The 18,624-nt window shown below is 39.0% G+C and carries 22 protein-coding genes and 2 pseudogenes; 4 read left to right on the forward strand and 20 right to left on the reverse strand.

Annotation, left to right across the window (positions count from 1 at the left end; all coding sequences use genetic code 11):
- Position 1 precedes the first annotated feature (1 nt).
- From ACRWSG_RS23240 to ACRWSG_RS23250, 3 genes are all read right to left on the reverse strand, one after another.
- Positions 2–1,321: a TolC family protein gene (locus ACRWSG_RS23240; RefSeq protein WP_051501955.1), complete on the reverse strand. Its 1,320-nt coding sequence runs from the start codon at positions 1,319–1,321 to the stop codon at positions 2–4.
- 72 nt (positions 1,322–1,393) lie between these two features.
- Complete coding sequence (locus tag ACRWSG_RS23245; RefSeq protein WP_015065927.1) at positions 1,394–1,810, reverse strand: hypothetical protein; 417 nt, start codon at positions 1,808–1,810, stop codon at positions 1,394–1,396.
- Positions 1,776–2,393 (reverse strand): cation transporter, encoded by a 618-nt coding sequence (locus ACRWSG_RS23250; protein ID WP_036973831.1) that lies wholly within the window; start codon positions 2,391–2,393, stop codon positions 1,776–1,778. The genes ACRWSG_RS23245 and ACRWSG_RS23250 overlap by 35 nt, the downstream gene beginning before the upstream one ends.
- Positions 2,394–2,471: 78 nt before the next feature.
- Between ACRWSG_RS23250 and cadR the strand changes: the two genes are divergently transcribed.
- Both cadR and ACRWSG_RS23260 read left to right on the forward strand, forming a co-directional pair.
- A complete protein-coding gene (cadR, locus tag ACRWSG_RS23255; RefSeq protein ID WP_004588587.1) occupies positions 2,472–2,861 on the forward strand; it encodes a Cd(II)/Pb(II)-responsive transcriptional regulator in 390 nt (129 codons plus the stop codon).
- A gap of 287 nt (positions 2,862–3,148) precedes the next feature.
- Positions 3,149–3,556, forward strand: a complete 408-nt coding sequence (locus ACRWSG_RS23260) for a hypothetical protein (protein ID WP_462167713.1) — start codon at positions 3,149–3,151, stop codon at positions 3,554–3,556.
- Here ACRWSG_RS23260 and ACRWSG_RS23265 read toward each other — a convergent pair.
- The 9 genes and pseudogenes from ACRWSG_RS23265 to radC form a co-directional block, all read right to left on the reverse strand.
- A pseudogene (locus tag ACRWSG_RS23265) lies at positions 3,516–3,942 on the reverse strand (tyrosine-type recombinase/integrase); the annotation flags it as partial. The gene ACRWSG_RS23260 and the pseudogene ACRWSG_RS23265 sit on opposite strands and share 41 nt — an antisense overlap.
- Positions 3,943–4,076: 134 nt before the next feature.
- Entirely contained in the window at positions 4,077–4,757 is a 681-nt protein-coding gene (locus ACRWSG_RS23270; protein ID WP_036973829.1) for a hypothetical protein, read from the reverse strand.
- A complete protein-coding gene (locus ACRWSG_RS23275) occupies positions 4,750–5,790 on the reverse strand; it encodes a GmrSD restriction endonuclease domain-containing protein (protein ID WP_462167691.1) in 1,041 nt (346 codons plus the stop codon). Before ACRWSG_RS23275 ends, ACRWSG_RS23270 begins: the two co-directional genes overlap by 8 nt.
- Before the next feature lie 666 nt (positions 5,791–6,456).
- Entirely contained in the window at positions 6,457–6,606 is a 150-nt protein-coding gene (locus ACRWSG_RS23280) for a hypothetical protein (protein WP_161805764.1), read from the reverse strand.
- Between the two features lie 87 nt (positions 6,607–6,693).
- A complete protein-coding gene (locus ACRWSG_RS23285; protein WP_036973827.1) occupies positions 6,694–6,921 on the reverse strand; it encodes a hypothetical protein in 228 nt (75 codons plus the stop codon).
- A 66-nt stretch (positions 6,922–6,987) separates the two neighbouring features.
- Positions 6,988–7,230, reverse strand: a complete 243-nt coding sequence (yfaE, locus tag ACRWSG_RS23290) for a class I ribonucleotide reductase maintenance protein YfaE (RefSeq protein WP_036973826.1) — start codon at positions 7,228–7,230, stop codon at positions 6,988–6,990.
- On the reverse strand, positions 7,227–8,351 hold the full coding sequence (locus ACRWSG_RS23295) for a toprim domain-containing protein (protein WP_138600911.1): 1,125 nt from the start codon (positions 8,349–8,351) through the stop codon (positions 7,227–7,229). The genes yfaE and ACRWSG_RS23295 overlap by 4 nt, the downstream gene beginning before the upstream one ends.
- A 109-nt stretch (positions 8,352–8,460) precedes the next feature.
- A complete protein-coding gene (locus ACRWSG_RS23300; RefSeq protein WP_162898094.1) occupies positions 8,461–8,619 on the reverse strand; it encodes a hypothetical protein in 159 nt (52 codons plus the stop codon).
- 81 nt (positions 8,620–8,700) lie between these two features.
- Positions 8,701–9,195 carry a RadC family protein gene (radC, locus tag ACRWSG_RS23305; protein WP_138557223.1) on the reverse strand — a complete coding sequence of 165 codons (495 nt, stop codon included), beginning with the start codon at positions 9,193–9,195 and terminating at the stop codon, positions 8,701–8,703.
- Between the two features lie 330 nt (positions 9,196–9,525).
- Between radC and ACRWSG_RS23310 the strand changes: the two are divergent.
- Positions 9,526–10,497, forward strand: a pseudogene (locus tag ACRWSG_RS23310) (IS481 family transposase).
- Here ACRWSG_RS23310 and ACRWSG_RS23315 read toward each other — a convergent pair.
- Together ACRWSG_RS23315 and ACRWSG_RS23320 are read right to left on the reverse strand one after the other, a co-directional pair.
- A complete protein-coding gene (locus tag ACRWSG_RS23315; protein ID WP_171040401.1) occupies positions 10,452–10,667 on the reverse strand; it encodes a GNAT family N-acetyltransferase in 216 nt (71 codons plus the stop codon). The pseudogene ACRWSG_RS23310 and the gene ACRWSG_RS23315 overlap by 46 nt on opposite strands.
- A 213-nt stretch (positions 10,668–10,880) precedes the next feature.
- A complete protein-coding gene (locus ACRWSG_RS23320) occupies positions 10,881–11,747 on the reverse strand; it encodes a DMT family transporter (protein ID WP_055022413.1) in 867 nt (288 codons plus the stop codon).
- A 145-nt stretch (positions 11,748–11,892) separates the two neighbouring features.
- On the opposite strand from ACRWSG_RS23320, the gene ACRWSG_RS23325 reads away from it, so the two are divergent.
- Positions 11,893–12,798, forward strand: a complete 906-nt coding sequence (locus ACRWSG_RS23325) for a LysR substrate-binding domain-containing protein (RefSeq protein ID WP_055022412.1) — start codon at positions 11,893–11,895, stop codon at positions 12,796–12,798.
- Between the two features lie 259 nt (positions 12,799–13,057).
- On the opposite strand, the gene ACRWSG_RS23330 is transcribed toward ACRWSG_RS23325, so the two are convergent.
- From ACRWSG_RS23330 to ACRWSG_RS23355, 6 genes are all read right to left on the reverse strand, one after another.
- Positions 13,058–14,485 carry a VWA domain-containing protein gene (locus tag ACRWSG_RS23330; protein ID WP_462167692.1) on the reverse strand — a complete coding sequence of 476 codons (1,428 nt, stop codon included), beginning with the start codon at positions 14,483–14,485 and terminating at the stop codon, positions 13,058–13,060.
- Between the two features lie 233 nt (positions 14,486–14,718).
- Complete coding sequence (locus ACRWSG_RS23335) at positions 14,719–15,816, reverse strand: DUF3150 domain-containing protein (protein ID WP_235404590.1); 1,098 nt, start codon at positions 15,814–15,816, stop codon at positions 14,719–14,721.
- 94 nt (positions 15,817–15,910) lie between these two features.
- Positions 15,911–16,435 carry a hypothetical protein gene (locus tag ACRWSG_RS23340; protein ID WP_235404592.1) on the reverse strand — a complete coding sequence of 175 codons (525 nt, stop codon included), beginning with the start codon at positions 16,433–16,435 and terminating at the stop codon, positions 15,911–15,913.
- Positions 16,436–16,497: 62 nt separating this feature from the next.
- Positions 16,498–17,550: an AAA family ATPase gene (locus tag ACRWSG_RS23345; RefSeq protein WP_285222126.1), complete on the reverse strand. Its 1,053-nt coding sequence runs from the start codon at positions 17,548–17,550 to the stop codon at positions 16,498–16,500.
- Positions 17,551–17,635: 85 nt separating this feature from the next.
- The gene (locus tag ACRWSG_RS23350; RefSeq protein WP_138600923.1) at positions 17,636–17,956 is read right to left on the reverse strand and encodes a hypothetical protein; all 321 of its coding nucleotides are present in this window, start codon (positions 17,954–17,956) and stop codon (positions 17,636–17,638) included.
- Between the two features lie 9 nt (positions 17,957–17,965).
- Positions 17,966–18,577, reverse strand: coding sequence for a hypothetical protein (locus tag ACRWSG_RS23355; protein WP_036973819.1), 612 nt, complete (start codon positions 18,575–18,577; stop codon positions 17,966–17,968).
- Positions 18,578–18,624 lie beyond the last annotated feature (47 nt).

Raw genomic sequence — 18,624 nt, forward strand, 5'->3', positions numbered from 1 at the left:
TTCATTGTGATGATTGAGCAGACGTCGAGGGAGAGTCAGAAAACACGGGAATTCCCGTAAGTGCCTCTAGATCTGCGCTTCGAAGGTGAACTAAGCCTGCGGCTTTTATCATAGTTCGTTGCATATCTATGAGTTGCTGTTGCGTTGTCACCCACTCTATGTAGTTGTAGCGACCACTTTCATAGCCATCCCGCGCCAATTTCAATGCAGATTCCAATGTTGGGACGACATTGTCTTGAAGGGTCGTAACAGTGAGCAAGGCTTGGTCTTTTGCGCTAATGACTTGATTTAATTGGCGAGTAAGTTCACGAATTTTCGCTTGTTTTTGATAGTCTATACTGTCAAGCAATGCGCGCTGTTGTTCGTATTCACCTAGATTCCGCTGCTTGGTATTTAACGGCACCGAAATACTGGCGACTAACGCTGTGTCATCAATTCCCTGCATTCTTCGGATACCGGCTTCCCACGCAATGTCGAACTGCTGACTGGCCTGAACCACTCTCAATCTGGCCTCTTGTACCCGATAGTTATCAGCATAAAGCAGAACGTGTGGATTGCTTTGAAGCTGTGAAAGCATATGTTCAAGTGATAGTGAATTTGGAAACGATAACAGTGTCCCTTCAACTTCCGCAAACGCAGCGTTAGTGTCACCCCACATGATGGCCAGGTCGCGTTTATACTCATTGAGTTTTTGTTCACTTATCAATAACGACAAACGCGCCTGCGACAACGCTGACTCTGCACGTTTTTTCTCAAGTGGTGAAGAAGCCCCCGCTTCAACCCGTGTAGAGACTGTCTGAAGCATTGTGCGAGCCAGCATTTCAGCTCGTTGCTCAGTCTTGTGCAACGCTTGTTGGACAATGACATTGATATATCGTCGAGTTGTTTCACCCAAGATGTCCAGCGTGCGAATGCGCCGTTGTGTAAGCAGTTGTGCTTTTTTTGAACTCACCACATTCATTCGGCCGCTGACTTTATCTCCAAGCTCGATGACCGACGATAAGGTCAGTGTCAATTCGGCATCTTTGATACCAGACACTTCGCCTGTTCCCAACACATTTTCAACTTCAACCCCAACAGACATTTCAGGTCGTAAGCTGGCCATTTTTGATTCACCATCCAAAGCCGAAGATTTAAATTCGAACACAACTAAATCTGGGTTGTTTGATAATGTGCGTTTGAGCGCATTTTCAAGCGTGATTGAAGACTTTTGCGCATTGGCAGATTGAACAGATATGCTCATGGTTACCAGTGCAGCAGATATCAATTTCAGATACGCTGAGCTAGCTTTTTTTATGCCCAATGGGCGTGAAGAACTCATAAAAGAACCTTTTGTTCATAAGATAACGACATACATGGAAAGCACCCATGCAAACATATAGGAGGGAATGGATTAATGTTGAGGTGGGCGCAAAAGGCCTTCGACTAGGCCGTCAGTGACGTTGCGGGAATAACTGTATTGATTGGTATATAACGGTTTAGATACGTCATTTATTGGGTGCTGTGCCAGAAACTTAATCTGTCCACATTGACACAGCACACAATGGAAACACTTAGACTCTTCACTCGACGTATTATCACCAGCATTTACATTTTTTTCGGGAACATCATAAGTGCCTATCGACTTTGATTGTTCAGGGACTGACGATACCTCCGCAGGGTAGTCATCGCATTGAGCGGCGAACGAAAAGCCCGATTGACACATGAGCAAAGTAATAAGTAGCCATGCCAACCTACGCAGTTTTGATGTGCAATTAAAAATTGGCATTTTCTTATCAACTTTGCGCATTAAGCGCTCGCTGTCTTTCATTTCCAGCATCTTCGAGGATCATTTTTGCCCCGCGCAACACAACGCACGAAACTATCACACCGATAACCAGATCAGGCCATCGAGAATCGAGCCAAAACACCAAAACGCCAGCAAAGATAACACCTAAGTTGGCAATCACATCGTTGGCTGAAAATATCCAGCTTGCCCGCATATGCACTTCTTCATTTCTTTGTTTGCGTATGATCACAAGACAAATGACATTAGCAACCAGTGCAACTGCCCCCATAGCCATCATTAGTCCCGATACAGGTTCGCTACCGTAAATTGACCGTCTTACAATATCAATGATAATCAACACACCCAGTGCCATCTGAAAAAAGCCGCTAATTCTAGCCGCATTGGCTTTGTGCAATAGCGATTTACCAATAGCATAAAGGGCAACACCATATACAACTGCGTCGGCGAGCATATCAAGTGAATCGGCTATTAATGCGGTTGAATGAGCAAGCAACCCGATCCCCATTTCTATAACAAACATTGTCGCGTTTATTCCCAAAAGCCAATACAAAACCTGTCGTTGAGACTGGTCTTTTATTTCAACTTCGCACCCACATCCGCTCATTAGAAACACACTCTTTACTGATGAATAGTATGAGTATAAAGTCTATACTTGGTATAGAGTCAACGGTTAGGAGAAAAAATGAAAATTGGTGATGTCGCAAAGACGACAGGTTGTAGTATTCAGACCATTCGTTTTTATGAAAAGAAAGGGCTATTGCCTGAGCTCAAGCGCTCAAGTGGAAATTATCGTGTCTACGACAAGGGGACTATTGAACAACTCCTATTTATTAAACAGTGTCGTTCATTGGATATGTCTATCATGGAAGTAAAAACGCTCATGGACAGTCGTTCGAAGCCAGATCAGAGCTGTTCAAATATCAATACGTTAATAGCTAAGCATTTATCAGACGTCATTATTCGCATTGAAGAGCTAAACGCATTAAAGTCATCACTCGAAAATATGGCGTCAAAGTGTGATCAAAACAAAACCATTAGGGACTGTGGCATTTTAAATTATTTACACACTTAAAAGTGTAAGAAGCACACAGTTTCACTGTGCGCACTCGCCTCAACGTGTATCTATCGGCTAACATTCGTCATTTGTGTAGATTTATAAGGCAAAAATCAATAGCCTGAACTTTTGATACTGAGTCAGCCATGCATATTCATTTGTGACCCTACAAAGCGATTTACATCGGAATCAGTCCTGATAATGATGTTCATGCACATCATGCTGTCCAAATTTGCATTGGTTTAGACAAAGACATCTCGGTTCAAGATTACAAGGCACAAAGTATTCACACCGGACAATGTATTGTGATTTTCGAAGATGTCCCTCACAAGGTTTTGGCACAGGACAATCAGATTGTAGTCATCTATTTAGAGCCTGAAGATAGGAAAAACCAACAATTTCTCAAAGCCTTACGTCAAGCCAGGAGTGATGGAATTAATACTCTGCCGCTTACTAGCAAAGAATTGGGATCCATTTCTCAGCATCTATTTACTGACGTCGATATCGACAAAGTGTGGAAAACAGTAAATAAAGCGGTAGGGCTAGTCTATAGTCCTGCGCTTTCATCGCGCCCTGAGGATAAACGGGTACGAGCGGTCATCGACATTATTGCTTCGCAGAGAGGTTGTGCAATCGATATGGCGTTTTTATCATCGAAGGTTTTCTTGTCCCCAAGTCGCAATCAAGTCCTAATTGCTCAGCCCAGCTCCTGATGATAGACCTGTAATATGAATAGCTTATTGGTTGATTAGAGCGACGTATACTCCGAAACAAATAATCACTGGGTTGCAATTTAACTTCTTGAATCCAATGGATAATACTTTGTTGTGTTCTCGGAGTTATCTCAAATTGAACTTCGATCCCAGTTTTCTTCTGCGTTAATTGAACCCTTTCAAATACTTGATCGAGAGTAGTGACGTCTCGAACTTTTAAAGAGAGTAAGTCACATGATTCTTAGCTTGCTATCTATAGCCAAATTCAGTAAAGCTAATTGCATCAAGTTGTTTTGAATTTCAATTCGAGTGCGAATACGCCAAATCTCTTCAAGCTTGAAAGGACGTTTCACACCAGTAGCATTGTGGTTTAGTTCTGGTTTCATAGTGACCTCCTATTTAAAAGTCACTATGAGGATAGTGGATGTATTACTGATTAGGATTTGGAAAGAAATGAATTTCGAAAAATCGAGCATTAGCAATCCATGAATAACTACTGGTATGGCAAAGCAGTTGCTTTTTATGCCACAGTATCCGCAACAAAATATCGTTTTTCAGCACAATAAGAGGCAAACGAAGAAGTAATGTGAAGACATAAAAGCTTTATACTGCGTGCTTTATTATCTAACTGCGTAACGTTAAACCTTCGCCCTATAGTAATTGCGGTCTCTCTACCATGAGCTATCGCGTTACGGTGATCCTTGACTTCGGTTAAGACAAAGTGCTGCACACCTTCTGGCAGTGGTGAGCGTTCTAAATCAAAAAAATTCCACACGTTCTCTAGCTGTTTAATAGAAATATTCATTGAGCCACCTGATGGAAAAACAGAACTGTCAACATTAGTCACTTCAGTATCACTTGTTACTGCGAGAACAAGTTTATGACGATTTTCCCACACTTTGGAGGCTCCGCACTCTCGAAGAGCTTTAAAATGAGAATCAAACAGCGAGCACAATACCGCACTTTTAAAATGATTGGCAGGAGCTTCTTCTTGCCCAATAACTTCTAATGCTCGTGTGACTGATTGTGTAATTGCGAACTCAAGTGCTGCATACATTGCAACAAACACCAAGCCTTTCTGAGCACGATAGAAGTCTGAATTTTTAGTTTCTTCAGTCAGTGCCTCATCTGACAAATACTCTAGTATTGAATCTAGTTGCCTCAAGCGATTCATAACACCAGCATCAATATCATTAAACATTATCTACAAACCTAACTCGACAATACTCGACTCTTTCGCGTAAGCGATGCCCTGAATTTGTGGCTCCAGTTGTCAAGCGGCGTAACTCTTCATCATCAATCCAGTTGGCTACATTTGATCCGCTAATATCAACTCCTTCTTCAATAGCATCGGCAGCTCCAATAGCAATGGCTTCAAAAAGCACTTGTGGTGTACTTCCTTTATTGCCGCGTTTAATTCCATTAGGTAAGACAGCTCTTAGTGATTCAAATGTTTTTTCAAACAGCTCTCTATACTTCTTATAGTTAAAATGTACCGATGCATCGGCCATAAAGTCATTTAGAAATATCTCTACACTGTGTTTAAAATCATCACGTTTTGTTTTGTAAGCCAAAAACTTCAAAACAAGCTCTTCTCTGGTACCGTCTTTCGCTTTAGTTGATGACACATTAACAACTTTGTTGAAGTCATCATTTTTTGCAAGTTCAATGATAAAATCATTAAATTGCCCTCTAAATACACAAGCTCGAATTTCTTGAGGAGTTAATTTGATTCCACCAGTATTCAATCTCTCAAAGAGGTCGAATCGTACTTTTAGATTACTTTTATCGCTTAGTGTTGTTACCTTAAGCGGACGTAAACTGAACTTCAAACGAAGTGAATGAGGCAGATCATTAAACGTTGCTCCATTGAACTCAGACAGGATATCTAGCCCCTTAAGTTTAAGAGGCTTATCCAGCCCAAAACTTTCTATTTGCTCTGGGGTCCCACAAAAATGAATCAATGAGTTAAGCCTTTGTACGCCATCTATTAACTCCCAAGATCCATCTCTATTTGCAGCCATGAACAAGTTAGGAATAGGTATTCCCAATAAAACAGATTCTACAAGTTTAGACTGGTTATCTTCGGGCCAACGAAATTGCCTTTGGTACTCAGGAGCAATGTTGATAATTGATTCATTCGCCATAGAAATCAACTCTTTAACAGATATATCAAATGAATCAAAATCTACTTTCCTAGTCTCTTGATCGAGTTGATTCATATAATCTTTCATGTGTTCTCCAGTGAGCTATCTAAGTTTATTCCAGTGTAACAACAACTCATATTTTAGTCGATATTAGTCAATAGGTTAGTGAATGGTGACTAGAAACACTATCTAACAATTCATGGAGGACTGAGGGCTAAGCTCACGTCGATATTCTTGTAAACTCTCACATTACAAGACACCACAACGATTAGAAAAAGCATTCGTAAAGTGCAAAGAAAAAGTGTACTAGCACACAATGGGGCAAAAACGTTTTAGAAATGGCAGCGTACCGATGCAATCGCTGCCATTTTAGGATGATAGTTTAATACTTGGTATGAATCTTTATTCTACTCACACACTTGGAATTGATTGAAATTTTTCTATTTTCAGCAATATAGAAGAGCTTCGCGTCTACCCCTTACTGGTTATTGTTCTAGGCGCAGTAGCTCCTCTCTTCAAATTTTGACAAAAAAAAAGACCGATTAACGGTCTTTTCTTATTTTATTTTTTGCTTATTCGGTGGTGCATCCATAAATAACTACCGAAAAAAACTACATTACCAAAAATGAAAAAGGTCAAACCAATAGCTTGGATTTCATTCATCTTGATCGTCCTCCTCGGAACCATTTAGGAAAGTTATATAGAAACCTATCACAACAGATGCCAACATACAAACAAAAGCAATGACTAGCTTTATAAGTCCTTGAATTTGAATTTCGTAGCATGTTTTGTTGTCGAAACCACACGGCCAAACATATCCGCAAAACCACTAACAGAGAGCTCTGGAATATAGCCAACAATTGTTGCTAATAAGATTAGTTCAACCATGATCTTATTTAGCATTTTGTTTTTCATAAGCAATTCATTTGAATCTCCTCAAAGTAAATTTGAGGGTTCACACCCTTGAGGGAGTAATCCCCCAAGGGTTGTTTATGCTTCAAATAGCAATTCTGCCGTTTCACAGGCATTTGCGATTGTCACATTGTGTATCACAAGCAAATCTACAGTCTTTCTATATTTTTCAATTAATAAAAAGTGAGTAGTTTTTGCTATGAAGTGTCTGATAACCATATCTGGATAGTATCCATTACGGTATGCTGCGAAATGACGTAGCTGAGAACCACCAGCTTTTGCCATTTCAATATGATGTTTACTCATTGCTCCTCCAAAGAAAGGGGGAGCTTCCCAAGCGGGGGGCTCCCCGCATGGGTTGGTTGTAAAAATCTAAAAGGTTACTTCAACCTCAATGTCACCTTTTGGCTTACAAACGCAAGGTAATATCTCACCTTCATTTGTAAAGCCAATTGGTTCATCGATATATTCGACATTGCCCTTTAGTAATTTGATGCGACACGCCCCACAAAAACCTGATTTACAGTTAGATGTAGGGGCAACACTATTCAGCTCTAAAGTCTGTAATAGTGTTCCATTTGTGTCATTGTAAACTTGACCAGAAACGCTAATCATTTGACACCTCCAGTATTAACAGAGATGTCAACAGGTAAGCGAAATGAAAAAGCACTAGGGCCTGCTAAGTTGTAGGTGTCCAGCCAGTCCATACTTTTGCTGCCATTAGGTATATCTAAAGGTGGCATATAAATATCAACAAACTTTCCTTCTCTACGTAGCCTCGCAGCTAATGCTTCTGCTTTTTCTTGACCTGCTCCAGATGCATCCTTATCAGCAAAAATTAATACTGAAGTCACACTATCTGGAATTTTTACCATTTTTAGTAATGTGTCCGAATAGCATGACCACATAGGACAACCTGTAGCCTCACGAACAGCTAATGCAGTTTCAATTCCCTCACATACGCCAATAAAGGTGTTATCACCTTCAGTTACTGGTGAGTCAATTTTAATTGAACATCCACCAATATAGCTGGGCGGAGGCATTAACATCTTCGCATTAGGTACATCTGCTTTTAAGCCTTGCTTGTTAAGGAAAATTCGATGAATCGTGATCCGATTACCATCTGGATCAGTCATTGAACCTAGTAAACCATGAAGTTTCTTAGGTTTAGACTGACCATCTCCCCACCAAAGCTCATCAGCATACCCAAGTGTATACGGTAAAGTTTTCGCATCAGTTTTAAGTCCACGGCTGTTCAAGTAAGCTTGTATCCGACCAGATTGATCATGAGCTGCAGGAATAGCGTGTTGAAATAGCTTCTCAAGTTTTGCAACTCGTTTTGCTTTTTCATCATCGTTAATACCTTTTGGCTGTGAAGCTTTCACATTTTTAACGTATTCGCGCGAGATGCTTGATAAGTCACCACCACAGATATCGATTATTTTGTTTAAAGCGTGGCTTTTTGAGCAACTCTCCATAAACGCAATTACATCTATTCCACCGGGTAAAGCACCTACATCGTTATGGTATGCACCACCGGTATCAACCCAATCTCGGAAAAGGCGAAACTTAGTTCTTCCGTTTCCAGTTTTTGGGCATGGTACTTGTGGTGAACCACCGTGGTTATTTGATTTTGAAACTGCTTCATTAAGTCCTGGGTAGGCTGAGTAGACAGAAGACCACCCGCCATTTGACTTAACTAAAGCAAGTACTTTATCTATTTTTGATTCAATCATTACAACTCTCCTATTCCTCAAGACGACCCTAAAGCGTCCTGAATACAAGGCGCTTTAGGTGGTCGCCTCGAATAAAAAGAAGAGTTAGCCCTAAGGCTAACTCATACGTTTAGCCTTGAGCTTGAGCTCGTTGTTGACCTTCAAATAAAGGTCCCCACTTAGCACGTAATGAAAGAATCGTTTTACCGCCAATATGTACCTCTCTCACTTCAGTGTTAGGTATTGACGATGGGATTGGCATAATTGCCTTTTTAATTGAATTATTCATACGTATCTCCTCCAAAGAGTACAAAAAAGGGGATACGCCCCTTATGGGAAGTATCCCCACAAGGAATGGTTTTAATTTGAGTTAGATAAGACCGCGCTCAGCAAAAGAGACAATATTTTCGCCAATAATGATGTGATCTAACACTTGTACATCAATATGATTGAGTGCATGTTGGATCTTAGTGGTTATTAGCTTGTCTGCTTGCGATGGTTCGGCAATACCTGATGGGTGGTTGTGCGCTAAAATGACAGAAGATGCATTCTTTTTTAGTACACTTTTTACAATCTCCCGAGGATAAACACTTGCAGCATTTATCGTTCCGGTAAACAGTATTTCTTTGTCTATAAGTCTATTTTGGTTATCAAGATAAAGCATGTAAAAGACCTCATGCTCCAATCCCTTTAAATGGACCTCTAGATAATCTGTGACTTGGGTAGGGCTCTTAAAAATAGCACCTCGTCTCAGCCTATTGTTTAGAAGCTTCTTGGCTGTTTCAATAATTTCATCAGAGCTAAGCTCTGACGTGATTATATATTTACCAGTTTCTTCATTTAGTTTTAAGTTAGAAATAGTCATTGTCTCCTCCAAAGAAACATTAAGCGGAGACAATTACCCAGAGGATAATAATCCCCTATGGGTTGATTTAAGTTTGTTGAACACAAGCAAGCTGAACTAGCTTATGATAAGTCTAGGGTTAAACCCAAAGTAACAACGAGACGTCGGTACTTGTTCTACACAAATACAAGGATTTGAGTAGCTTTTATGCTTTATCAAAATTAATTACCTTACGGTAAATTTGATAGCAAGGTGCCATCATTAAATTAATGATAAATGCAGAAAATCAATTTGGCTTATATGTAGTAGTGTGTGTGTGATTCATAGACATCCTTTCTATACTTGGATGTTATGAACGATGAAATTCAACAAAGACTTAAGTGGATAAAGCTTTATCAAGAAACAAACAACGCAGGTTTGGTTTGTCTGCGTTGTGGAATATCTAGACCAACATTACGAAAGTGGTGGTCTAGGAATCAAGAGCAAGGTCTTGATGGCCTTAAAAGTTTGAGTAAAAGCCCCCACAGTTCACCAAATCAAAAAATGTCTCCAGAATTGGAAGCTAAGATTTTAGTCTTAAGAAAATCTAGAAACTTAGGCGCTCGAAGAATCCAAAGTGAGTTGCTTAGAAATGAGCAAATTAAGTTAGGGCTAGCTACTATTCATAAAGTGCTTAAAAAGCACCAAGTTGACCCTATAGTTATTTATCGTAGAAAGCTTGACTTCAAAAGATACTCTAAGCCTATTCCTGGCGAAAGAGTTCAAATGGACACCTGTAAAATAGCCCCTAATTTATACCAGTACACAGCTATTGATGACTGTACACGCTATCGAGTGTTAAGGCTTTATAAGCGACGTAGTGCCACTAATACCATTGACTTTGTAGAGTCTGTAATTGAAGAAATGCTATTCCCTATACAGCGATTTTAGACAGACCGAGGTACAGAATTTTTTGCTGAAAAAGTGCAAAAGTTATTAATGAGATACAAGATAAAATTCCGACCAAATAAGCCAGCTTCACCGCACCTTAATGGCAAAGTTGAACGCTCTCAAAAAACAGATAAAGCTGAGTTTTATGCAACTGTTGATTTGGAATCTGAAGATATTCACGAGCAACTTTCTGAGTGGCAGCACTATTACAATTGGGAGAGACCACATAGTGCTCACAATGGAAAAACGCCGATAGAAAGGTATTTTGAAGTTAGTGAACAAACGCCATTTTCAGATGAAATTGAGGGGTTTTATCAAGCGCATAATGAACGTGTTCAATTATCCAATTACAGAAGGGATTTAGAGATCGCAAAATTGAAACGATCTCTATGAATCACACAGATTTCTATAATTGTCTTTGCCCCAAATTTTTCGAAGAAAGGAGCTGAAAGATGACTGGCGGCGATATCTATAACTTTCATGTCACTGTCCTTTGCCATTTTCTTAGCGTAAGACATCATTGCCGTTCCGATGCCATTAGCCTGCACCCGTGGAGAAGTCACAATCTAAGTGATATGAGCACGGTTTATTTTAGGATCGATATCCAGCCCAAAGACAGTCTTCTAAATAAGAGTTACTATAGTCACAAAATATCAAATTATTTTCAGTCATAATATTCCAAAAATTAACTAGTTATTATTTATCCCATATGGGAGTGCAGTTAAACGCTCGTTCCCAAACGCGGTCACGTTGGAAAGTTAGATTAACTTTACCATTTATATTATTTTACTTGTTTGCTTTATCTTTGCTTCTATCTTGGCTAACCAAATCAGCGGAATAATAATTAAAGAAGATCCTATAGCCAAGCTCAGGTCCGGTATTTCATCGAACCACAGCACCCCTACAACTACAGCACCTAATAAACCAGTGTATTCGGCACTGGAAATTTTACTGGCTTCGATTGCTCTATATACCAATACACATATACCAGCATAAATTAGGATAAAAGTGTTGGAGCCTGTTGCCGTTAACATTGGAGTCCAGTCCCAAGGTTTGCCTTCCCATAACGCCAACCCAAGTGCGGCTGGGATACCTACTAGGTTGGTGAGCATTAAAGTTTGGAACACATTATGATGCTGAGGTAATTTACGAACCAATAAATTATTTACAGCCATAGTCAATGCGACGACAAGGGCGGCAATCGCTGCCCAATTAATTTGTGTTGGTTTGACCACGATAAGTACGCCGATAAAGCCCAAAACAGCAGCAGCAATTGAGTGGCTAGTCAGCTTTTCCTGAAACAATATCATGGCTAACGGCAGCATAAGCAAAGGCGCTGTATAGAAAATAGCATTTACGGTAGCTAACGGCAGAGCGCCCAGAGCGAATACCATAAATATTGTCCCTAATAACCAAATGTGGCCACGTATAAAGTGCCATTTGAGGCCAGCGAAGAGGCTTTGTTTATTACTGAGTAGACAAAATGGAAGTAGAATCAGCACTGCGGTCAATTGACGAAATAATACAAATTGGTATATGGCAGTATCTGCTGGCAGAGTTTTTATCAAAGCGTCAGAAAAAACACCAATTATATTTCCGATGATAAGTAATGTCATCGCGAGTCCGACAGTTATTTTGGGCATTTCATTACTCCTGCTACATTCTAGAAAATGTCAATGGAACTGAATTAATAGAGTTACGTTTGTAAAACGGTTATATGATTAGCGTATTCCATACCTTATATGATGTATAATGTTTAAAATTTTTTTAGTATGAGCTAAATTTATAATGAAGTTGCCTCCTTTACGTGCCCTGCAATGCTTTGAAGCTGTTGCGCGACTTAATAGCTTTTCCAAAGCTGCTGAGCACCTCAATGTGACTCAAAGTGCGGTTAGTCACCAAGTTCGATTACTCGAAGACTATTTGGGTGGAACTCTGTTTAACCGACAGGGGCGTTCTTTTTCCTTGACTAAGGTCGGGGAACGTTACTTTGAAGAAGTGACTAACTCATTAGGAAATCTATCAAATGCCAGTCAAATGATACGTCACGGGAAATCAGGCAATCTTCGTTTGGCTTTATATAGCTCTGTGGCGGTGAACTGGTTGATACCGAAGTTAGAAGATTTTAGAAATCAGCACCCAGAAATAGAAATAACTTTAAATATGGTCGGGGATCAACCAGATTATAATGACCAATTTGCGGATTGTTTTATTTCAGTGAATCCACCGGAACGTAACTTTGTCAATCAATTCATGTTTACTGAAAAACTTTATCCCGTGTGTGGAAAAAAGCTTTGGCAGCAGTTAAGAAATAAGCCTCTACCTGATTCATTATGGCAACACCCGTTATTATCAGTACAATACTCAGATACAAATGAAAGTCTTGGTGACGACTGGTTACGTTGGTGTATGAGTGGTAAATTTGAATTACCCAAAGACGTCAAAATTAATCAATTTAGTCATGTCTTACTTGCCGCTGAAGCGGCTCGATATAATTTGGGAATTACCCTCATTAATAATTACATGATGGATGATCAGGATCGCCAGCAAAGTCTTGTGCGCATACCTATGCACGAGCTTAATACCGGAGATAACTTCTATTTTGTCTATAAGGAAACACGAGCTAGGCAACCTGATATTATGAAATTAGGTCGTTGGCTTAAACAGCAGTGTTATGAACTGGAATCAGCTTAGCTATTTAAATTAGAGTTGAAGGTGAATACTAGCTACTTAGAAGTAGCTGTCAGCGTCCGTTTAGTTTTGTTAGTTGCCAGTCAAAATGAGTTTGCCAGAGGCCTTTATTGGCTATTCACTGTCAGTTTTAATTCAACTCTATAAATCAAATCTGGCAGATCAAGTTAAGACTTATTCACATGATGATTGTTCAGCTTATAGCCGCATTTTAAAACATTGTGTTTGCTTTAAAATGCGTCCAAAAGGGCGCATTACTTGGTTAAGCAATTAATTTATTTTTAATTACTTGTTTTAGAATCGAGGGTAACTCTTCAACGGTTTGAATGTTGAGTAATTCCTGATTCTCAAAGCCATAAAGCATTCCTGTATTTATACCAATGCATACAATTTGAATACCTAGAAGTTCCGACATTTCAATCGACTTTTCTAAATACTTTAGATCGCTTGCTTGACCATCAGTAATGATAAAAACAACTTTCTTTTGCTCGACACGAAGTGACAGCCTACGAATTACAGAATAAAGACTTAACCCTGTATGTGTTCCGCCTCTACTACTGACTCTAAAGTTATCTTTAACGGCTTTAGTTGTTGATTTAAAACACTTTGCTTCATATAGGTAACCGGCACTGAAATATATGCATTCACTATTTACGCCTTTCAACTTATCTATTGCTAAGTTAATTGCAAGCGCAGAAGTATTAACACCATTCATATCATCAGCACTCATTGAACTAGACCTGTCTACGAGAACTGATATCGCCATTGTTGGAGCTTTAGTAATTCTTTCTGATTTAAAAACATTAAAATTACCAGCTTTTACTCCAGCAAGTCTATTTGCCTCAACAGTTCTACCTTGCTTAGAAAAATTCACACTTTTTCGGTGTAACTCATAAATTATTTTATGGAGTTCTCGATTTATAGGTGTTGAAAGTCTCTTAGCTAGGTTTAGCTCTGCAGTACCAACTGTGCCGCGATCATTTTTTGATATTAAAGGAGCATTGAAGTCAATTAGTTGCTCCATATCATTACTTGATCTTACTTCATCAGCCATTTTCTCTAGCTCGTTATTAACTTGTTCATGTAAATCCGCCATGAGCTGACTTTCATCGGCATTTAGGCATTCATTTACAAAATTAATAACTTGCTGGCTAACATTTGAGTTTTGACCTTGGCTATCGCCCGGTTTAAACTCTATTTTCTTAAGTAATTGAATGATCTGTTCTGTAAGTTCATAACTATGTTGGTTAGATTGAAGCGTTGGTATCGTATCCAATAACAAAATTAAATCTTGTACTGGTTTTTGGCCAATACAATCAGTTAATAAAGCTAATGCAATTTCACAGAACTCCTTTAGTTGTACTTGGTTGTTAATTTTATATCGACCATAATATACAACTACAGCTTGCAGCAGTAATGAAGGTGGGAAGCTATCAGTTGGTTTACTGAACCATCCCTTTTTAATACCTTGAGTAACCATCTTAGATAAATTTAAGATGGCGCCCGGCCACTCCAGACAAACCATTCTTTCCATACGAATATCCTCAATGCCATTTCTAATAGCATTGAAAAATACCCCTTTTTCATACGACTTAGCTGTCCATGTTCTATCGGTCCATCGTAGATGTCCTACTTCATGATCAATAGCGCCTTCCAAAAGTTCGAGATAATCGGGGTTTTCAAGAATCACCTACGGGTAAAGTAATGCTGTTGTAATCTGTATAGCATCTGTTACCAGTTAAGTTAATCGTAATGTCACCACGGTTACTCATTACTCTTGAAAGCATTCTAAATCGTTTTAATAGTTTTGATTTATTCATTTGCATCTCCTCCAGAAATGTTTAAGAGGGGGATACACCCACAAGGGGTGAGTATCCCCTGTGGGTTTAGAATTAAAGGAAGCTAGATTCCTTCCTTAATTTGTTACCAATTAAATCCAAAATCACCTAAAGAGTTGTTACGCTCAGCGGGCTCGAAAAAAACGGTTTCTTCTTTAGGCGCTCGGTCAAATTCAAATGAATTTTCTTGATCAGCTGTTTCTAAAATGATTGAACTCTCAGAAGCAGTTTCACTAGATTTACCTGAAACGAAAAGGCTCGCTACGTCGGTATCCTCATGTGTAATTACTTCCGGCTCTGGTGTTGCACTATATTGAGGTTTTCCTTCAGCATGAAGGCGAAGTGTGTCTTCATTACTCATTACGAGTAACCAGTTGGTTAACTCTGAAAATGAATGACCTTCAATGTAGCCACTAGAAGGTAAGTTATTTAAAACCTCCTGTATTGTACTAACCACGTTTTCAATACCATTATCTACAAATGATAAATCAATAAGTTTATTCATCATTCTTCTAAATGGTGAACGTACTTTTTGGCTTACGCGATTAACTGGCGTTTTGTCTTTAAACCAGTTTGTTTTATATACACTGCCTGCTTCTTTAGCGATTTCTTGCCAAAGAGTTTCTGCAACATCGTTTTTGATATCGTCTTCATCATCATCAAAAAGCGCTTTCATAGCCAAAGGCTTTGTAAACGACAGTTTGAATTTTGATTGGAACTCAACCTGAGATAAAGCGTATTTATAGATCAGTGCAGCGATATCTGAATTTTCAGCCATATGTTGATTAACTGAAATATCATATTCAGCAATTAATACTGATACTTCATCTTGCCAATCACGCTTTATTCCATCAAGCTCTGACTTAAGCTCATCTAACCTGGTCGTTGGGACAACCGTAAAGTCTCCATACTTAACACCATAACTATTAAAAGTTCGTGTAAGCCGGTTGTTGTACTTCGTTGTAAGCTTCAGCTTGCTTCTAGGAAACCACTGTAATTTACTCCCCTTGATTTGATTAGATGATACTTTCTGACCATCTAGTTCTATCTTTGCGTTCGGTAAAGTTGATTCACCACATGGCGATCTTAATTGCCAGCCTAACAAACATGCTCCATTTTTAAGTGAAGTGTTTTGTTCTGCTAACTCTTTGCCGTTTGCGATTGCTTCGTTTGATAAAGACATGTTGTCTCCTCCAATTTGATAAAAAAAGGGGAGACTTCCCTGTTGGGGAAAGTACTCCCCAAAGGGTTGGTTGATTAATAGGACCTGCGATTTGTTACATCACTTCAATATCCCATGTATTTTGATTAAAGTGGCCTATTCCAATAAGTGAATAACCTCTTTGTTCTTTATTTTTGGCAAGAGCATTTCTCTCACCGTTTACAGACATAAAAACCCATTTCCATTCAGTATTATCATTTTTGAACAACACATATGTCGTATTTTGGAATGATGTTACAGCCCAAAATTTACCTTCACCGGCATGATGATAAACATCAAACGGGTTATTACATTTCAGGTTACCTTGAGCATTGAACATAACTTGAGCTCGACAGTTTACAAAGTCACAGCTCTTCATTTTCTCATCCGAATGAATAAGAAAATAAGGATTGCCGTTCCTAATGTAATCAATCTTATCGGTTGCCTGAATTAACTCAGACATACTCATAGCTTTAATGTCTCTTACATCGTCAATTTTAAGTGGGTCTTTACCCCCTTCAATACGGAGGTATTTACCATTTGATGGTTGGTAGCTAAAACCAATAAAACGACCATTTTCAACTTCAAAGCACTCAAACACTGTGTCCCCTCTCTCAACTTTTAAGTTAGCCGAGTTAGAAGATGTGTTAGTGTTTGAGGTAGTTACTTTTTTTGAATTAACTCGCCAAGTGGTTTATTAATTTCATCACCCCATACTCGTTGAACAACAGAAATAACCTCTTCAATTTCATCATTATCAATGGAACCTAAGAACGAAAATTCAAATGACTCATATGGAGAACGATTGGCACCAAATGTCATCATGTAAAAACCCCAGTGGACTAAAGTTCGTGTTGAAAAAACACACCCTAATCCATTATCGATGTTGCCATCGTGATCTTTACCTAATGCAGCTGTTCTTAAAGAGTCAGCTGTTTGTACCATAAGCTTGCGAATCGACAATGTTAGTTTCGGAAAATTCTTTTCCAAAATTTCCAACTCAACTGCTTTGCTTGGATATTTAGTTTTTAACCAACCAAAACGCGAACGTAATGCTTGGTCTAAACGCTGTGAAGTAATATACCTATCACTATCCCCACCACCGGTAGTATTTGCTGTAGCAGCTATTCGACAGTTAGCATGTTTGTTTATGGTTTCACCGAAAACACTAAGTGTCCAAGGCTTGCCTTCAACAAACAAATGAAGCGATGTTGATAAATCTTCATTAGCTTTATCCACTTCATCTAAGATAACTAAACCACCGTATTTGTATCCGCATGCAGCTTGGCTGTATCGCTTGCGAGTGACATTATGACCTTTTCCATCAACAATTAATTCATAACCACCCTCTAAACGCTCACCACTCATGGCTACGGTTACTTTTTCAATAAAAACAGGCTCATTAAAGCGATCTGCAATGAATAGTAATAACTCCGTTTTACCTGTACCTGTTTCACCCACCAAGCCAAGAGGCTTCGGTTGAGCGGGCGCAAGCCACCATGCTAACGCTTTACGAAGAGTTGCTTCATCAGGCGTATAATGCATGTCAGCTTTTTGACAATTTGGGTGGCGGTGTTTACGAATTTTAATCTTGTATTGATTAGGGTCGAAGATTTCAGGAAAACGCTCATGAGCATCAACTTCTATCATTTCGTTATAATCAATTTTAGTTGCAGGTTTAATTGTAGATACGTTTGATTGTGCTTGAGTATTCATATTGTGTCTCCTCCAAATAGATTTTTGAGGGACACTTATCCCGTCAAGGGTGTAGTGTCCCTTGATGGGTTTGATTTCTTAATATTTAAAATGGTACTTCTAAAAAGTCTATATAACTTTTTTCATAAAGATGAAGGTTTGGTAAGTCTAGAACAGAACAATATTCAAATGCTGCTTCTGTTTCATCCTCAACTGCAAGGTCTAGCATAAAATTCACTTGAGCCTCTGCTGCTAATTCCTCAGTTGCATAACTGGTAGAATTCCAAACTTCAACTGAGTCTGGCCAACCATCAATATGACCAAAGTGATAGCCTTCATCACTCTGACCTAATAGCAGTTTTCGCTCAGTAACATTATCATCAAGTAGAATCCAAGTATAAGACTCATGAGTAGGATAAATTTCCATTATCAACTCCTAAAACTTTAGATCATGCCAAGGAGGGATGTCTGGTCCTTCTAAGTCACTATAAAGATGAGAGTTAGACGATGAGCAATTGCTACCATTTAAGATGAAGTGCTTGTATTCACAAAGAGCTTTAGCGTATTTGTTAGTTACAAGTATTTCATTAAGTTGATTATACTGTTGTAAGATCTGTGGTACTGCAATTCTAATTAAACAAGCATCTAAATCTAGAGACTGGCATACATAATCAAAATTTGCAGAGCAAATCCATTCAAGTTCGTCGTTTAGTATCTCTGAATTCGCTTTAGCATATCGAAGCATACCAAGTGAACGATACAAAATACTTTCCCATAACGCCTTAATGTTCTCGTCTGACCAATGAATGTAATATTCACCTCTTGCAGCATCCAAACAATCATCCATTAAACTAAAAAATACATCCTGCCCAAGAGCAACTTTACCAACTCGGTGAGCTGTTATGATATCTTCGTCTAACGAATGGCACGTATATTCTGCATTTACTGACAGAAAGTGATCAGTTTTTCGCTTCGGTTTAAACTGCTTCTTTCTTTCAAGTTCTGCATTTATTTGAGCTTTGGTTATGGCCTTTTTTGGTCTAGCCATGATGTTCTCCTCCAAAGAGATTTTTAAAGGGAACATCCCCAGCAAGG

This window comes from Pseudoalteromonas sp. GB43 (assembly GCF_054923805.1).

Coding starts and splice junctions, on each gene's coding strand:
- ACRWSG_RS23285 (WP_036973827.1), bottom strand. CDS start 6,921: ATGAGTAAACATCATATTGAAATGGCAAAAGCTGGTGGTTCTCAGCTA.
- ACRWSG_RS23345 (WP_285222126.1), bottom strand. CDS start 17,550: ATGAATACTCAAGCACAATCAAACGTATCTACAATTAAACCTGCAACT.
- ACRWSG_RS23240 (WP_051501955.1), bottom strand. CDS start 1,321: ATGAGTTCTTCACGCCCATTGGGCATAAAAAAAGCTAGCTCAGCGTAT.
- ACRWSG_RS23245 (WP_015065927.1), bottom strand. CDS start 1,810: ATGAAAGACAGCGAGCGCTTAATGCGCAAAGTTGATAAGAAAATGCCA.
- ACRWSG_RS23320 (WP_055022413.1), bottom strand. CDS start 11,747: ATGCCCAAAATAACTGTCGGACTCGCGATGACATTACTTATCATCGGA.
- ACRWSG_RS23270 (WP_036973829.1), bottom strand. CDS start 4,757: ATGTTTAATGATATTGATGCTGGTGTTATGAATCGCTTGAGGCAACTA.
- ACRWSG_RS23275 (WP_462167691.1), bottom strand. CDS start 5,790: ATGAAAGATTATATGAATCAACTCGATCAAGAGACTAGGAAAGTAGAT.
- ACRWSG_RS23355 (WP_036973819.1), bottom strand. CDS start 18,577: ATGGCTAGACCAAAAAAGGCCATAACCAAAGCTCAAATAAATGCAGAA.
- yfaE (WP_036973826.1), bottom strand. CDS start 7,230: ATGATTAGCGTTTCTGGTCAAGTTTACAATGACACAAATGGAACACTA.
- ACRWSG_RS23250 (WP_036973831.1), bottom strand. CDS start 2,393: ATGAGCGGATGTGGGTGCGAAGTTGAAATAAAAGACCAGTCTCAACGA.
- ACRWSG_RS23350 (WP_138600923.1), bottom strand. CDS start 17,956: ATGGAAATTTATCCTACTCATGAGTCTTATACTTGGATTCTACTTGAT.
- ACRWSG_RS23300 (WP_162898094.1), bottom strand. CDS start 8,619: ATGAATAATTCAATTAAAAAGGCAATTATGCCAATCCCATCGTCAATA.
- cadR (WP_004588587.1), top strand. CDS start 2,472: ATGAAAATTGGTGATGTCGCAAAGACGACAGGTTGTAGTATTCAGACC.
- radC (WP_138557223.1), bottom strand. CDS start 9,195: ATGACTATTTCTAACTTAAAACTAAATGAAGAAACTGGTAAATATATA.
- ACRWSG_RS23335 (WP_235404590.1), bottom strand. CDS start 15,816: ATGTCTTTATCAAACGAAGCAATCGCAAACGGCAAAGAGTTAGCAGAA.
- ACRWSG_RS23325 (WP_055022412.1), top strand. CDS start 11,893: ATGAAGTTGCCTCCTTTACGTGCCCTGCAATGCTTTGAAGCTGTTGCG.
- ACRWSG_RS23280 (WP_161805764.1), bottom strand. CDS start 6,606: ATGCTAAATAAGATCATGGTTGAACTAATCTTATTAGCAACAATTGTT.
- ACRWSG_RS23295 (WP_138600911.1), bottom strand. CDS start 8,351: ATGATTGAATCAAAAATAGATAAAGTACTTGCTTTAGTTAAGTCAAAT.